The sequence below is a fragment of the Paucibacter sp. DJ2R-2 genome (assembly GCF_025717675.1).
Lineage (GTDB): Bacteria > Pseudomonadota > Gammaproteobacteria > Burkholderiales > Burkholderiaceae_C > Paucibacter_A.
This window is the reverse complement of sequence record NZ_JAJIRT010000008.1, coordinates 228,556-244,395: the sequence shown is the minus strand read 5'-3', so window position 1 is coordinate 244,395 and position 15,840 is coordinate 228,556. Positions and strand designations below refer to the sequence as shown.

General features: G+C 68.2%; 12 protein-coding genes. All 12 read right to left on the bottom strand.

Annotated elements, in window-relative coordinates; genetic code table 11:
• Entirely contained in the window at positions 1 to 951 is a 951-nt protein-coding gene (locus LNV28_RS18685) for a septation protein IspZ (RefSeq protein WP_263519210.1), read from the bottom strand.
• Between the two features lie 22 nt (positions 952 to 973).
• Complete coding sequence (serB, locus tag LNV28_RS18680; protein WP_263519211.1) at positions 974 to 1,666, bottom strand: phosphoserine phosphatase SerB; 693 nt, start codon at positions 1,664 to 1,666, stop codon at positions 974 to 976.
• 10 nt (positions 1,667 to 1,676) lie between these two features.
• Complete coding sequence (gene mfd, locus LNV28_RS18675; RefSeq protein WP_263519212.1) at positions 1,677 to 5,153, bottom strand: transcription-repair coupling factor; 3,477 nt, start codon at positions 5,151 to 5,153, stop codon at positions 1,677 to 1,679.
• A 72-nt stretch (positions 5,154 to 5,225) separates the two neighbouring features.
• The gene (locus LNV28_RS18670) at positions 5,226 to 6,257 is read right to left on the bottom strand and encodes an RNA methyltransferase (protein WP_263519213.1); all 1,032 of its coding nucleotides are present in this window, start codon (positions 6,255 to 6,257) and stop codon (positions 5,226 to 5,228) included.
• Positions 6,258 to 6,308: 51 nt separating this feature from the next.
• A complete protein-coding gene (locus LNV28_RS18665) occupies positions 6,309 to 7,616 on the bottom strand; it encodes a sensor histidine kinase (protein ID WP_263519214.1) in 1,308 nt (435 codons plus the stop codon).
• Positions 7,617 to 7,634: 18 nt separating this feature from the next.
• On the bottom strand, positions 7,635 to 9,020 hold the full coding sequence (locus tag LNV28_RS18660; protein ID WP_263519215.1) for a sigma-54-dependent transcriptional regulator: 1,386 nt from the start codon (positions 9,018 to 9,020) through the stop codon (positions 7,635 to 7,637).
• A gap of 70 nt (positions 9,021 to 9,090) precedes the next feature.
• Entirely contained in the window at positions 9,091 to 9,645 is a 555-nt protein-coding gene (locus tag LNV28_RS18655) for a cysteine hydrolase family protein (RefSeq protein ID WP_263519216.1), read from the bottom strand.
• 57 nt (positions 9,646 to 9,702) lie between these two features.
• A complete protein-coding gene (locus tag LNV28_RS18650) occupies positions 9,703 to 10,950 on the bottom strand; it encodes an ABC transporter permease (protein ID WP_263519217.1) in 1,248 nt (415 codons plus the stop codon).
• A gap of 11 nt (positions 10,951 to 10,961) precedes the next feature.
• Positions 10,962 to 12,275, bottom strand: a complete 1,314-nt coding sequence (locus tag LNV28_RS18645) for an ABC transporter permease (RefSeq protein ID WP_263519218.1) — start codon at positions 12,273 to 12,275, stop codon at positions 10,962 to 10,964.
• Positions 12,275 to 13,621 (bottom strand): TolC family outer membrane protein, encoded by a 1,347-nt coding sequence (locus LNV28_RS18640; RefSeq protein WP_263519219.1) that lies wholly within the window; start codon positions 13,619 to 13,621, stop codon positions 12,275 to 12,277. The genes LNV28_RS18645 and LNV28_RS18640 overlap by 1 nt, the downstream gene beginning before the upstream one ends.
• Positions 13,622 to 13,629: 8 nt before the next feature.
• The gene (locus LNV28_RS18635) at positions 13,630 to 14,358 is read right to left on the bottom strand and encodes an ABC transporter ATP-binding protein (RefSeq protein WP_263519220.1); all 729 of its coding nucleotides are present in this window, start codon (positions 14,356 to 14,358) and stop codon (positions 13,630 to 13,632) included.
• A 144-nt stretch (positions 14,359 to 14,502) separates the two neighbouring features.
• On the bottom strand, positions 14,503 to 15,783 hold the full coding sequence (locus tag LNV28_RS18630) for an efflux RND transporter periplasmic adaptor subunit (protein WP_263519221.1): 1,281 nt from the start codon (positions 15,781 to 15,783) through the stop codon (positions 14,503 to 14,505).
• Between the last annotated feature and the right edge of the window lie 57 nt (positions 15,784 to 15,840).

The window sequence follows — 15,840 nt, the reverse complement described above, 5'->3', positions numbered from 1 at the left end:
CTACGAGCTTCTCGGGCGCAGCGCTCCAGGCTTGCGCCGTGCCCAGTGGATGGCCAGGTTCGACAACACCATCACCAGCAGCAAATCGCCCCAGAGCGTGTACCAAAGCCAAGCGTCTTTGGACATCAGGCTGGCCACGGCCGCATTGACCCCGGCCAAGGCCAGGCCCATGACGCACATGCCGGCCGAGAGCCGGCGTGCATCGATATCGCTGTAGACCAGATAGTTCATCACCCGCTTGCCCAGCCAGCGGCCTTCGGCCAAGGCGTCAACGCCAAAGGCGCAGGCCACCAGGCCGCCGATCACGCTGGCCTTGAGCTGCACCAGGAACTCCGACTCGAAGTACCAAGAGAAGCCGGCCGACAGCAGCATCACCACCACGCCGAACAAGGCCATGCCACCGAGCAGATCGACCCGCCGCTCAGGCGGCGCGAAGCGGTGGATCGCCCATTGCAAGGGCAGCAAGGCCAGCCCCGCCGCGGCCGTCACCAGGGCGGCCGTGCGCAGATCGCCGAGCTTGCCCATCACGAAGAAGAGCAGGCCGAGCGCAATGTCCACCGCGATGGCGGGCGCCTGGCCCTTGAGGCGCGAGAAATCGGGCGCGCCCGGCGCCGAGGCGGCCCGCTGGCGCTTGGCCGTCATTGCCTGCACCCGCGCCAGATAGGCGAAGGGGTCTGGGTGAGAGCGGTAGAGCACCTGGCCTTGGCGCGACACCTTGACACCGTAGCTGAGCACCGTGCGCGGGCCCAGCTCGAAGAGCAGCGGGCCTTGTGCCGTGTCCACCTGCAGCCGATGCAGGCGATAGGGGGCGCTGCCGTAGTCTTGCCGGTCTTCCAGCGTCTGCCCCTCATGCGTGAGGAGCAGGCGCGAGCTGCCCAGGCTGGTTTCGAGGCGCAGCGCGTAGCGCTGGCCGTCGAGGTCGACCGGGTAGTGATAGGTCCAGATCTTCAAGGTCGAGTGGCGATGTCGGGGTTCAGCGCAGGATCTCGAGCAGGCGATCCAGCCCGCCCTCGTTGATCGCCACCATGGCCTGCTCGCGCACTTTGGGCTTGGCGTGAAAAGCCACCGACAGGCCGGCCGCGCCCATCATGGGCAAGTCGTTGGCGCCGTCACCCACGGCGATGCACTGCGCCGGCAGGGCGCCGATCTCGGCCGCGCATTGCTCCAGCATGCGGCGCTTTTCTTCGCCGTCGCAGATCTCGCCCCAGGGCTGCATCACGAGGGCGCCGGTCAGTTGGCCGTCCTTGATTTCCAGCTCATTGCTGCGCACCCAGTCCATGCCCAGCTCGGCGGCGACATAAGACGTGAAAAACGTGAAGCCACCCGAGACCAGCAGCAACTTGAAGCCCGCGGCTTTGAGCGCTGCACACAGTTCGCGCGCCCCGGGGTTGAACTGCAGGCGCTCTTGCAGCACCTGCTCCAGCGCGCTCACCGGCACACCTTGCAAGAGCGCCAGGCGGCGGCGCAGGCTGTCCTTGAAATCGCTGATCTCGCCGCGCATGGCGGCTTCGGTGATGGCTGCGACTTCCTCTTTCTTGCCCGCGGCGGCGGCGATCTCGTCGATGCACTCGATATTGATCAGGGTCGAGTCCATGTCGAAGGCGGCGAGGCGGAAATCGCTCTGGCGCAGCGGGGGCGTGAAGCCCTGGGTCACGAGGTCTTGCATATCAAAAAACTCAGTCCTGCTTGATGGGTTGGCCGAGCAGCCTCAGCACTTCGCGGATGGCCTGTGCCCGGTCCTTGGGGTCGCTCAGCGCCTTGTCAATGCGCAGCTTGTCATTGCCGACCAGCTTGATGCTCTTGTTCTTCTGCACCAGCTCGATCACGCGCATGGCATCGATCGGTGGGTTGGGGCGGAAGTTGATGTTCATCACCATGGGCGCAGCGTCGATCTTGCTGACGCCGTAGGGCTTGGCCAGCACGCGCAGGCGGTGGGTGTCGAACAGGGTCTGGCCTTGCGCGGGCAGCTTGCCGAAGCGGTCGGTCACCTCTTCCAGCAGCTTGTCGATCTGCTCGCTCTTCTCGGCCGTGGCCAGGCGCTTGTAGAGCGAGAGGCGCTGGTGCACATCGCCGCAGTAGGCATCGGGCAGCAGGGCGGGGGCGTGCAGATTGATCTCGGTGGTGGCGCCCAGGGGCGAGAGCAGATCGGGCTCCTTGCCGGCCTTGAGCGAGCGCACGGCTTCCGACAGCATCTCGTTGTAGAGCTGGAACCCAATCTCCATCATGTTGCCGCTCTGGTGCTCGCCCAGCATCTCGCCAGCGCCGCGGATTTCCAGATCGTGCATGGCCAGGTAGAAGCCCGAGCCCAGCTCTTCCATGCCCTGGATGGCGTCCAGGCGCTGGGCGGCCTGCTTGGTCAGGCCTTCCAGATCGGGCACCATCAGATAGGCATAGGCTTGGTGGTGCGAGCGGCCGACGCGGCCGCGCAGCTGGTGCAGCTGGGCCAGGCCGAACTTGTCGGCGCGGCTGATGATGATGGTGTTGGCGCTGGGCACGTCGATGCCGGTCTCGATGATGGTCGAGCACAGCAGCACATTGTGTTTGCCGCCCACGAACTCGCGCATCACCCGCTCCAGCTCGCGCTCGGGCATCTGGCCGTGGGCGATGATGATGCGGGCCTCGGGCACCAGCTCTTCCAGCTTCTGGCGCCGGTTCTCGATGGTCTCGACCTCGTTGTGCAGGAAGTAAACCTGGCCGCCGCGCTTGAGCTCGCGCAGCATGGCCTCGCGGATGGTGCCGCTGGTCTCGCTGCGCACGAAGGTCTTGATGGCCAGGCGGCGCTGCGGCGCGGTGGCAATGACGCTCAAATCGCGCAGGCCTTCCAGCGCCATGCCCAGGGTCCGCGGGATCGGCGTGGCGGTCAGCGTCAGCACATCGACCTCGGCCCGCATGGCCTTCATCGCCTCCTTGTGGCGCACGCCAAATCGGTGTTCCTCGTCGATCACCAGCAGGCCCAGCCGTGCGAACTTGCAGTCCGCCGAGAGCAGCTTGTGCGTGCCGACCACGATGTCGATGGTGCCGTCGGCCAGGCCTTCCAGCGCGGCCTTGATTTCTTTGGCCGAGCGGAAGCGGCTCATTTCAGCCACCTTGACCGGCCAGCGGCCGAAGCGGTCGGCGATGTTCTGGTAGTGCTGCTCGGCCAGCAAGGTGGTGGGCGCGAGGATGGCGACCTGCTTGCCGCCCATCACGGCGACGAAGGCCGCGCGCAGCGCCACCTCGGTCTTGCCGAAGCCCACATCGCCGCAGACCAGGCGATCCATGGGTTTGGGGCTGATCATGTCCTGGATCACCGCATGGATGGCGGCGCGCTGGTCGGGCGTTTCCTCGAAGCCGAAGCTGGCTGCAAAGGCCTCGTAGTCCGGGCCCGAGTAGCGGAAGGCATGGCCCTCGCGGGCGGCGCGGCGGGCATACAGATTGAGCAGCTCGGCGGCGGTGTCGCGCACCTGCTCGGCGGCCTTGCGTTTGGCCTTTTCCCACTGGCCCGAGCCCAGACGGTGCAGCGGCGCTTCGTCCGCTGAAACGCCGGTGTAGCGGCTGATCAGGTGCAGCTGGGCCACCGGCACATAGAGCGTGGCTTTGTCGGCGTATTCCAGATGCAGGAATTCGCTGGCGCCATCGCCGATGTCGATATTGATCAGACCCTGGTAGCGGCCGATGCCGTGGTTGTTGTGCACCACCGGGTCGCCGACCTTGAGCTCGGACAGGTCCTTGATCAGGGCGTTGACGTCGGAGACCTGCTCCTGCTTGCGCCGGCGCCGTGTGGTGGGCGTGGTGGCGAAGAGTTCGGTCTCGGTGAAGATTTGAATCTGGTGACCGCCTTCGGGGTCATTCCAGAAAAAGCCCGCCGCCAAGGGCGCCGCCGTGATGGCGAACTTCTCCGGGCTGGTCTCGAAATCAGCCAGGCCGCTGACTGAGGGCGGGTCGATCTTGTTGTCGCGCAGCAGCTCCAGCAGGCTCTCGCGCCGGCCTTCGCTTTCGGCCAGCAGCAGTACGCGGTGCGGCGTGCTCAGCAGATGCGCGGCCAGGCGGGCCAGGGGCTCTTGCGCGCCGCGCTCGACGGACACATCGGGCAGGGGGCGGGCATAGTCCACCGCCTCATGGCCGCGCACCGCCAGCACCGCGTGGCTGTGAGTCAGGGCGAAGAACTCCTCGCTTTTGAAGTAGATCTCCTCGGGCGGCAGGATGGGTCGCTCGGGATCGTGCTGGATGAAGCGGTGGCGCTCGCGGGTGTCGGTCCAGAAGCGGCCCAGGGCCTCGTCGATCTCGCCGTGCAGGGCCAGCGCGCATTGCTCGCCCAGGAACTCGAAGATGCTGGCCGTCTGCTCAAAGAACAGGGGCAGGTAGTACTCGATGCCGCCGGTGGCGATGCCCTGACCCATGTCCTTGTAGATGCGCGAGCGGCTCGGGTCGCCTTCCATCTTTTCGCGCCAGCGCGAGCGGAAGGTCTGGCGCGCCGCCTCGTCCATGGGGAACTCGCGGCCCGGAAGCAGTCGCACGGCTGGCACTGGGTAGAGGCTGCGCTGGCTGTCCGGGTCGAAGGTGCGGATGGAATCGACCTCGTCACCGAACAGGTCGACCCGGTAGGGCACCAACGAACCCATGGGGAAGAGGTCGATCAGGCCGCCGCGCACCGCGTACTCGCCCGGCGATACGACTTGCGCTACATGGTTGTAGCCGGCCAGGGTCAGCTGGGATTTGAGGCTGGCCTCGTCCAGGCGCTGCTTCTGCGCGAAGTTGAAGGTGGTGGCGGCCAGAAAGCTGGGCGGGGCCAGGCGGGTCAGCGCCGTGGTGGCCGGCAGCAGCACCACGTCCAGCTCGCGCTCGGCGGCCGGCTTGCCGCGGCTTTGCAGCAGCTGCCAGAGCGTGGCCAAGCGCTCGGAGATCAGGTCCTGGTGGGGCGAGAAGGTGTCGTAGGGCAGGGTTTCCCAATCGGGAAACACGCCCACGCGCAGCTCGGGCGCGAAGAACTTGAGCTCATCCTCCAGGCGCTGGGTGTCGCCCGGCTCGGCGGTGATGATGGCCGTCAGCCGGCCGGCGCCCAGTTGCTGCTGCGCAAAGCGCGCCAGCAGCAGCGCATCGGCCGAGCCGGTAGGGCGGGGCAGGCTGAACTTCTTGCCGGGCTGGATCAGGGGGAACTGCAGGGACGAGGGCATGGCGGGCGCACAAATGAGAGCAGCCCCGAACTGGGGCTGGGGGCATTGTAGGGAGGCCGCCTCGGCCTTGCTTCAGCGAGGCTGTCGTTGCAGGCGCAGCGGCTGTTCGCCCAGCGCCCGAGCGCGCAACTGGCCACAGCCGCCGTCCACATCCTGACCGGCCGAGTCACGCAGCTTGGTCAACACACCGCGTTGGTGCAGGGCGCGGGCGATGCCCTGGGCCTTGTCCCAGCTGGGCCGGGTGAAGGGCAACTCGGGCACGCTGTTGTAGGGGATCATGTTGAGGATGGCGTACTTGCCCTTGAGCAGGCGCACGATGCCGTCCATCTCCTCGGCCGTGTCATTGATGCCGTCCAGCAGGGTCCACTGGTACTGAATCGGATAGCCGGTCTTGCGGGCATAGTCTTCACCCAGCTCGACCAGTTCCTCCGGTGTCAGCCGCGGCGCGCGCGGCAGCAGACGTTCGCGCAAATCGGCGCGGCTGGTGTGCAGGGACAAAGCCAGCGCCGGTTTGACCGGGCCCAGGGGCAGGCGCTCGAACACACGCGGGTCGCCGACCGTCGAGAACACCAGGCTCTTGTGGCCGATATTGCCTTCCAGGCCCAGCAGCTCGATCGCCTCCAGCACATGCTCGAGGTTGTGGGCCGGCTCGCCCATGCCCATGAACACGACCTTCTTGACCGGCCGCAGGCTGCGCGCCAGGGCCACTTGCGCAATGATTTCGGCGCTGGTGACTTGGCGGATCAGGCCCTCGCGCCCGGTCATGCAGAACTGGCAGCCGACCGCACAGCCGACTTGGCTGGACACGCACAAGCCATCGCGTGGCAGCAGCACGCTTTCCACCGTCATGCCGTCGCGCAGGGCCAGCAGCAGGCGGGCCGAGCCGTCTTCACCGGGGTGGCTGGAAACCAGACGGGCGAGACCTTGCAGATCCACGTCCAGCGCCTCCAGGCCTTCGCGCAAGGCCAGGGGCAGAAAGTTCTCGGGCTTGCGCCGGCTGCGATCGTGCGGGCGCGCCCGCACCCAGTCGCGCAGGAGGCGGAGTTCATGGGGAGGCTTGGCGCCCAGGGCGCGCAGGCGCTGGCGGATGTCTTCGATGCGCATGGGGCGGCGATTGTCGCTCAGACCTCGCTCAGACCCCGCACAACGCGGCGCTCACTGCGGCAGGCTCAAACGCACTTCCAGACCGCCACCCTCGCGGTTGCTCAGGCCGACGCACCCCCCGTGCGCCTCAGCGATCTCGCGCGCCAGGGCCAGACCGAGCCCGGTGCCGCCCTGCTGGCCGCCACTGCGCTTGGTCGAATAAAAGGGCAGCAAGGCCTGGGCCAGCACCGCTTCGCTCATGCCGCTGCCGCGGTCGCTGACGATGAAGCAGAGTTCGCCGGCCCGCCATTGCACGGCCAGGCTGACCTCCTCGGCCGGGCCGCCGGCTTCCTGCGCGTTCTTGAGCAGATTGAGCAGGGCCTGGGCGATCTGGCCGGCGTCGAAACGGGCGGCTTGCGTCGGCGTCTCGCCGTCCAGTCGGTAGGGCTGCTGGGCCAGCAGGCCACCCAGAAAGCTCGGCCAGTCCACTGCCTGCCACTGCGGCGCCGGCAGCTTGGCGAACTCGGCATAGGCGGCCAGAAAGCTGTGCAGATGGCGCGAACGCTCGCCGATATTGCGGAACACCGCCTCCAAGCGCTCGATCTGGCCGCGCCGCGCCAGTTCGGCGCCGCTGTGGGCAAAAGAGGAGATCGGCGCCAGCGAATTGTTGAGCTCGTGGCTGATGACGCGGATCACCCGCTTCCAGCTCGCCACTTCCTGACGCGAGAGCTCGCGCGTCATGCGCCGCAGCAGCAGCAGGCGCTGCGGCTGGCCCTGCAGCTGCAGGCGGCGCTGGGAGAGGTGAAAAAGCTCGTCTTGCCCAGCCTCGGCCATGGCGAACACCTGGTCTTGTTCGCTGGCCAGGGCCTGGCGCAAGCTCTCGGGCGCCTCGCTCAGCAACTCGGCCAGGCTGCGGCCGGCGAGGCTGCGTCCCTGGTCCAGCAGCTGGCGCGCGGCGATATTGGCATAACTGACCCGGCCCTCGGGCTCGCTGAGCAGCAGCAGGGCCAGCGGCGTGTTCTGCACCACCGTGTCCAGCATCAGCTCGCGCCGGGCCAGCTGCTGGCGCTGCTCGCGCAGGGCCAGGCCCAGCTCCTGGTGGGCGCGCAGCAGGGCCGCCAGCTCTTTGCCGCCCAGGCGGCCCATGCCGCCGGAGGCGATCGACATGCTGAAGTCGCCATCCCGGTAGTTCAGCACCGCGCCCTCCAGCGCGCGCAGCAGGCGGCGCAGCGGCGCGAGCAGCACACCGCTCAGCCAGAGCAGGGGCAGCAGCACGAGGGCTAGGCTGGCGGGCGGCAGCTGCCAGCGGGCCACGGCCGCTTGGGCCGCCATGCCGAGCAAGGCGGCCACGAGCAAGGCCAGGAAGAGACGCAGATGCATGGTGAGGCGTGCCCGGACTCAGAGCGGGTCGGCGATGCCGTAACGCTCCATCCGCCGGTACAGGGCCTGACGCGACAAACCCAGGGCCTGGGCGGCCCGGCTGACCACGCCGCCGCTGGCGTTCAGCGCGGCCTGCACCGCCGCGCGGCTGGGCTCATCGAGATTGCGGTGGTTGGCACCGGCGCCTGTCCCCGCCGCTGGCACTTGCGTGCTGAGCAGGCCTAGATCGGCCGGCTGGATCAGGCCCTCGCGGCAAAGCAGGGCCGCGCGCGCCATGGCGTTCTTGAGCTCGCGCACATTGCCCGGCCAGGGGTGGGCGAGCAGGGCGGCGCGGCTGGCCTCGCTGAGTTGGGGTCGCCGTCCCTCGGCGGTCTGCGCCGCAGCCAGGAAATGCTCGGCCAGGGGCAGGATGTCCTCGCGCCGCTGGGCCAGGGGCGCCAGACGCAGCTCGATCACATTGAGGCGGTAGAACAGGTCTTCGCGAAAGCTGCCGGCCGCCACCATGGCCTGCAGATCGGCATTGGTGGCCGAGAGCACCCGCACCCGGGTTTCGCGCGTGCGGTTGGAGCCCAGGCGCTCGAAGCGGCCGGTCTCCAGCACGCGCAGCAGCTTGATCTGGCCGGCCAGGGGCAGGTTGCCGATTTCGTCCAGGAACAAGGTGCCGCCATCGGCCGCCTCAAAGCGGCCCTCGCGTGCTTTGTTGGCGCCGGTGTAGGCGCCGCTCTCGGCGCCGAACAGCTCGGCCTCAAGCAAGTCGCCGGGCAGGGCGCCGCAGTTCAGGGCGATGAAGGGCCCGCCGGCCACCGCCGAGTTGGCGTGGACGATGGCGGCAATGCGCTCCTTGCCGCTGCCATTCGGCCCGGTGATCAGCACCGGCAGCGGCGCGCGGGCGACCTGGCAGGCGGTCTCCAGCGTCGCCAGCATGGCGTCGGAGCGGCAGACCAGGTCATCGAGGCGATAGCGCTGGCGCAGCTGTTCCAGGCGCTGGCTGCGTGCCTGGCGGTTCAGCTGCAGCTCGCGCGTGGATTCCGACAGCTCCAGCAGGTTTTCTACCGTGGCCAGCAGCTTGTGGTCGTCCCAGGGTTTGGCCAGGTAATCGGCGGCGCCGGCCTTGACCAGGGCCACGGCCTGCTCCAACTGGGTCCAGGCGGTCAGCAGGATCACAGGCAGGTCGGGGTGGGCGGCGCGCACGCGCTGGAACAGGGCCCGGCCTTCTTCGCCCGAGGTGGTGTCGGCGCTGAAGTTCATGTCCTGGATCAGCAGGTCAACTTCGTTACGAGCGAGCAGCTCCAAGCCTTGCGCTGGGCTGGGCGCGTAGAGGGCGCGGATGTCGTGCAGCGAGAGCAGCAGGCTCAGTGCTTCGCCCACGCCCGGGTTGTCGTCAATGATCAGAATCGTTCGCATATCGGGCGGGAGCATAGCCCGTGCTCAAGGGGCACGGAGCTTGGGGGCAGGCCCCTGTTTAGGCACCGGCTCAGGCGGCCGTCGCAGCGAGCAAGTCCTCGCTGTTCAGCACCGTGGCGTACTCGCCCTGCAGGTTCGCCAAGGCCATGGCGTGCACCTCGTCGGCGCTGCGCGGCCGGCCATGGAAGTCCTGGCCCGCGAAGGCGAAGCAGGCATCGGCCACCACCTGGGTGTGAAAGCCCAGATTGCCGGCGCTGCGCGCGGTCGATTCCACCGAGTTGTTGGTGCTGACGCCGACGATCACCAGCGTGCGAATGTCGCGCACATGGAGCCAGCGTTCCAGGCCGCTGTGAATGAAGGCATCGGGCACGTTTTTCTCGACCACATGCTCGCTTGCCAGCGGGCTCAGCGCCGGCTGAAACTCGGCCCCGACCTGACCCGGCCAGAAAGGCGAAGCCGGTGTGCGCGAGATGTGCCGAACATGGACCACCGGCGCGCCCTGCGCACGCCAGTGCTGTAGCAGGCGCAGCTGGGTCGCTTCGGCGCCAGGGTTGTTGCGCTGCTCGGCTGCGGGCCAGCTCATGCCGATCTGCATGTCGATGACGAGGAGGGCGGGGAGGGGCATGTTGGAGTGGCGACCGGTGAACTCGTGAATCGATGATTGTGCCGAGGCTGGCGCGGCTCAAGCCGAGCGCAGCGCCGCCACCGGCGGCAGAGCAGCCGCGCGGCGGGCCGGGCCGAGCACGGCCAGCTGGCCCAGGGCCCAAAGCGTGAGCGCACCCACTGGCAGGTAGTAGGCCGGCAGCAAGGGCAGCTCGTAGCTGCGCATCAGCGCCAGATTGATGCCATAGGCCGCGGCCATGCCCAGGCCGATGCCAAGCGTGGAGAGCAGAAAATTCTCGAGCTGGAAGTAGCGCAGGATCTGGCCGCGCGTGGCACCCAGGGCCCGGCGCGTGCCTATCATGCGCGTGCGCTGCTGCACCCAGAAGCTGGCCAGGCCGACGATGCCGAAGGCGGTGACGAGCAGCAGGGCCACACAGACGCCGCCGAGCAGCCAAATCATGGCGCGGTCCTGCGCGTAGTAGGCGCTGCGCATCTCCTCCAAGGTGCGGGCCTCGCGCACGATGCGCTTGCCGCCTATGGCCTCCAGTGCCGTGCCGGCGGCCTTCAGCGCGGCCTCCCGCTGCGCCGGATCCACCCGCATCACGTAATAGGCACCGCGGTAGCTGTTGCGCAGCGGCAGCAGCATGCCGTATTGGCCCGCACCTTCGGCGTCGCCTGGCCTCTGGGTTCTCGGGCCCGGATGGACATTGCCCAAGGTCTGCACCACGCCGATCACCTCCATCGGCGTATCGCCGAAGACGTAGACCTGTTTGCCCAGGGCAGAGCTGTCGGGGAACAGGCGCTTCGCCAGGGCCTGGCTGAGCACAATCTGGCGCGGCCGCGGTGGGTTCTCGCCGGGGCCGTTGAAGGCGTTGTCGAGCACGATTTCTTCGGCGCGGAAGTTGCGCCCCTCGACCAGCTTCAGACCCAAGGTGGTCAGGCCATGCTCGTCCACCGTGTACTGCGGAAAGCCAATGCTGTTGGCGTCCCGGTTGGGTTGCAGGCGCACGCCGCTGAAGCTGTTGCTGTTGCCGTACATGACCTGGTTGTTGATGCTGACATCGCGCACGCCGGGGATGGCGCGCAAGGCCTGCAGGTCCTGGCTGGTGACCTCATCGACATTGCCGACTGCGCCGATGCCGGCGACGCGAAAGGTCACCAGCTCGGCCTCGGCCAGGCCGCTGTCGGCCTGGATGCGCTCCAGGCGCTGGTGGATCAGGTGCAGGGCATTGCAGACGATGGCGCAGCTCAAGGCCACTTCGAGCACGATCAAGCCGGCGGCCGTCTTGTGGCGGCGCAGGGTGGAGAGGATGGGCATCAGTTCCATGGATCGAAACCTCACTGTGTTTTCAGTTGTCGGGCGGGGCTGACGCCGGCAGCGTGCCAGGCCGGCAGCAGGCCGGCGGTGAGGCTGGCCAAGAGAGCCAGGCCCAGGGTCAGGGCCAGCATGGGCCAGTCCATCTCGGCCAAGGCGGCATAAGGGGTCGGGCTCAGCCGCACCAGCCACAGCCCCAGGGCCGCCAGGGCCAGGCCCAGCAGACCGCCGATCAGGCCCAGCACACCGGCCTCGACCAGGAACTGCTGAAAGATGGCGCGGCGGGTGGCGCCCAGGGCGCGGCGCACGCCGATCTCGGCCGAGCGGCGCAGGCTCTTGGCCAGCAGCAGGCCCACGGTGTTGGTCAGGCAGACCAGCAAGAAGCCGAAGGCCAGCCAGACCTGCAAACGCACATCGCTGGGCAGCACCTGCTGCTGCTCCAGCCAGGCCATCACCGGGCGCAAGCGCACATTGGCCGGCCGCTCAAAGCGACCGGCGCGGCCCTGCTCCTCGGAGTACTGCTGCAGGTACTTGCGATAGTCCTCGGCCTGGGCGGCCGATTCCAGCTCGACCCAGTACTGCAGCCAGGCACAAGGCACGTTCAGATCGCGTGGGTGCTTGCCCCCCAGATCGCCCCAGCAACTCATATTGCCGGTGGCCCCCATATTCAGGCGCAGCGAGGTCGAGATCGGCGCATACACCTCGGCCGGCGCACTGTAGGCGCCCAGAGTCAGGTCGAAGTAGTGCGGCACGGGCCGCCAGGGCTTGAGCACACCGACGACGCGGAAACCCTGCTCGCGCAGGCGGATCTCGCGCCCCACGCTGTTGGCGCCGCCGAACAGCTTTTCGTTCAGGCTGTGTGAGATCACCACCACCCGGGCGTCGGCCAGGTCGGCGGCTTCGTCCCAGCCGCTGCCGTACTGGAAGGGCGCTTCGAACATGGTGAAGAAGTCCGCGCTGGTCCAGCGCGCCATGGTGATGAAGGGCTTGAGCGCGGGGTCCTCGGGCAGCACCGCGGTCTGGGAGCCGGTCATCATGACTTGGCGCTTGGCTTTCTTGGCTCGCAGCAGCGTCTCGGCATCAAAACGGGTCAGCTGTAGCGTCGGCTCGTCGCCGGGCTTGAAGGTGGGGTCGTTTGGTTCGGGATCGAGCTGCACATTGAAGAGGCGTTCGCTCTTGCCCGGAATCGGGTCGCCGCCCAGCACATGGAAGACCGTCAGCGTGGTCATGCAGGCACCGATGCCCAGGCCCAGGGCCAGGATCATCAAGAGGCTCAGGCCGCGCGAGGCGCGGAAGCTGCGCAGGGCGAGATCAAGGTAATAGCCCAGCATATTCATCAGGAGTTCTCCTTGGCGCTGTTGGCTTTGCCAGGCGCTTGCAGCAGTTGATTGACGGCGGCCAGGCTGGCCTCGTTGAGCTGACCGGCGGCCTGTTGCAAGAGCACGGTGGCCAGCACATGGCGATGGCGGGCCTGCTCGTGGGCGCCTTGCGCGGCGGTTTGGGACTGAATCGCCAGCAGCAGGTCGGTCATGCTGCGGGTGCCCAGGGCTTGGCCGGCGCGGGTGGCGGCCAGGGCTTCGTTGGCGGCCTGCACGGCGGCTGCGGTGCTGTCCAGGAGCTGGGCGCTGAAGTGCACGGCCTGGTACTGGGCCTGGGTTTCGCGCTGCAGGGCGCGGCGCGCTTGCTCCAGCTGCTCGCGTTGGGCGTCGCGCTGGTGCACGGCGCGCTGACTCTGCGCACGGGTGGCGCCACCGGCCAGCAGCGGGATGGTCAGGCGCAGGGCCACGGTGTGCTCATTGCGGCCCTCCAGCGCCGCCGGCACGGCCGCGCCCTGCAGGCGCTGGCTGTCCAGGCCCAGGCTCAGGCTGGGCAGATGGGCGGCGCGGCTGGCGGCGATGCGGTCTTCGCTCGCTTGCAGGCGCAGGGTTTCGGCGCGCAGGGCCGGGTTCTGGCGCAAGGCTTGCTCGACCCAGGCTTCGCGCGAGGCCGGCTGCGGGGGCTGGGCTCGCAGCTCGGCACTCAGGCCTTGCAGGGTGGCCGGGGCCTGGCCGGTGATCTCGGCCAGGGCGGCGCGTGCGTCTTCCAAGGCCTCCAATGCTTGCAGGCTGTTGCCGCGCGAGAGCTGGTGGTAGGTGCGTGCCTGTTCGACATCGACTGCGGCCGACAAGCCCGCCTCGAAGCGCTTTTGGGCCTGCCCCACCTGGCCGGCAAAGGCCGCCTCATTGGCCTGCGCATTGCGCAGGGCGGCCTGGGCCGAGAGCACGCCGAAGTAGGCGCTGGCGACCCGGGCGCAAAGGGCTTGCTCGGCCGCCTGCAGCTGAGCCTCCTCGGCCGAGAGCAGGCGGCTTTCGGCGTCCCATTCGCGCAGGCGGCTGAGGTCGAACAGCGCCTGGCTGATGCGGCTGCTCAACTGCTGCTGCTGGGCACCGCCGGGCTGGCGGCTGGCGGCCAGCTCCAGGCTCCACTGCGGCAGCAAGGCAGCGCGAGCCTGGGCCACGCTTTGCTGCTGAACGCCGCGCAGGGCCTGGGCCTGAGCGAGGCGCGGGTCGGCGGCGTGGGCCTGGGCGTAGACCTGGAGCAGGTCCTGGCTCGTCTCGGCCCGCACCGAGCCGGTCAAGCCCAGGCCCATGCTCACAAGCGCCGCCGCGGCCAGCCGGCGCCAGGTCGGGTGTGATCGCTTCATCGTGTGGCTCACTGCGCTGCGTGCTCGGTGCTCTGGCCATGCAGCAGCTGCGGGTCCAGGCGCAGCTCGGCCGCGAGGTCGACCACCTGGCCGTCGATCACATGGACATTGCGCTGCGCGCGCGCGGCCAGTTGCATGTCATGGGTGACCATGACGATGGTGGCGCCGTCGCGGTGCAGCTCTTCCAGCAGATCCATCACGCTGCGGGCCATGCTGCTGTCGAGGTTGCCGGTGGGCTCGTCGGCCAGCAAGAGCTTGGGTTCACCGGCCAGGGCGCGGGCAATGGCCACGCGCTGCTGCTGGCCGCCGGACAGCTCGGCCGGGTAGTGCTTGGCGCGTGCCGACAGGCCCACGCGAGCCAGGGCTTCGGTGGCGCGTTTTTTGCGCTCGGCCGCGCCCATGCCGCGGTAGCGCAGCGGTACCTCGATGTTGTCGAGCACGTTCAGATCGGGGATCAGGTTGAAGGCCTGGAAGATGAAGCCGATCTTCTGGTTGCGGATGCGCGATCGGGCGTCGTCGTCCATGGCGCTGACGTCCACGCCGTCCAGCTCGTAGCGGCCGCCGCTGAAGGCCTCCAGCAGGCCGGCGATGGTCAAGAACGTGGTCTTGCCCGAGCCCGAGGGCCCGGTCACGGCGACAAACTCACCGGCCTTGACCTCGAGGTTGAAGTTGCGCAGGGCATAGGTCTCGACCATTTCGGTGCGGTAGACCTTGGCGAGCGATTGCATCTTGAGCATGGGTGGGTCCTTGGGGTGTGAATCGTGATTGGTGAGTCGTGAGTCGTGAGTCGTCGGTGGTCAGCGGGTGGTGGTGAATCGTGATCGGGCTGTAGCCGGGGCGAACCACGATTCGCCATTCACCATTCACTGAGCTCCAGCGAATCACTCACTCACCGTCCCCCGTTCTTTGCCTTGAAAGAGTTCGCCGCCGTTGCTGACGATCTGTTCGCCGGCCTGCAGGCCTTCCAGCACTTCGATGCGTGCCAGGCTCTGGGCCCCGAGGCGGATGGCGCGGCGCTGCACCTGGCCGTCTTTCAACACGTAGACAAAGCGGCCGCCGCCTTCGTCGACAAAGCTGCCGCGGGCGACGCTGAGCACGCGGGCGCGCTGGTCCAGCTGCACACGCACCGAGAGGCGCTGGTTCTGGCGCAGCTGCTCGGGACGCTGGCCCTCGAAGCGCAGGCGCGCCGCCACTTCGTTGTTGACCACTTCGGGCGAGATCGAACTGACCACGCCCTTCCATTGCTGGCCATTGCCCTGGATGGTGCCGGGCATGCCGGGCTGCAGCTCGCGGGCAAAGCTTTCGGCCACCTGCATCTGCACCTCCAGCGCGCTCAGGTCGACCACCGAGAGCAACTTGCCGTCCTTGGCCGTGCTGGCCCGGTCGGTGATGAAGAGCTGGCCTACCTGGCCGTCCACCGGCGAGCGCACGGCCAATTCCTCGACCTGGCGGCTCAGGTCCTGCACATTCAGCTGCTGGCGCTCGAAGGCCTGGCGCTTGGCCTGCAGTTCGAACTTGCTGGCCTCGTCCTTGAGGTCCAGCAGCCCGCGGGCCTGGCGCAGGGCGACGTCGGCGCGGGCCAGGGCATCTTGGGCCTGGTCCACCTGCATGCGTGCCGTGGCACCGGCCTCGAAGGCCTGGGTCTGGCGCTTGAGCTCGTTGCGCGCGCTTTGCTGGGCGATGGTGGCGGTTTCCAGATTGCTCTGGCTCTGGGCGCGCTGTTGGCGGGCGTCGGCTTCAGCGCGCAGCCATTCGCTCTTCAGCGCGTCAGCGTTCGATCGCTCCTGGGCCAGGCGGGCTGCCAGGTCGGGGCTTGCGATGCGGGCCAGGATCTGGCCGCGCTTGACCGGGTCGCCGGCCTGCACCGCCAGGCTGACGCTGCCGGCATTGCCGGCATAAAGCGTGGGGCTGACGGCCGCGACCACCTTGCCCTCGCCGCTGACTTCACGCGTCAGCGGACCCCACTCGGCGGTGGACAGGCTCAGGCGCGCGAGCTTCACCGAAGACGCGCCGCTGCCGCCGACCTGCTCGCGCAGCTTGGGCACGGTATAGCCCAGGGCCAGCACGGCGGCCAGGCCGATGCCGGCCAGCAGCCAGCGCCGGGCCGGGGTGTTGCGGCCGGGGCTGAGGATCTGGTCTTGTGCGGATGTGTCTCGGATCATGGGGTCTGGCTCTCGTTGAAGCGGCTTTGCTCAGAACGTTTGCAATCCCCGTGCCAG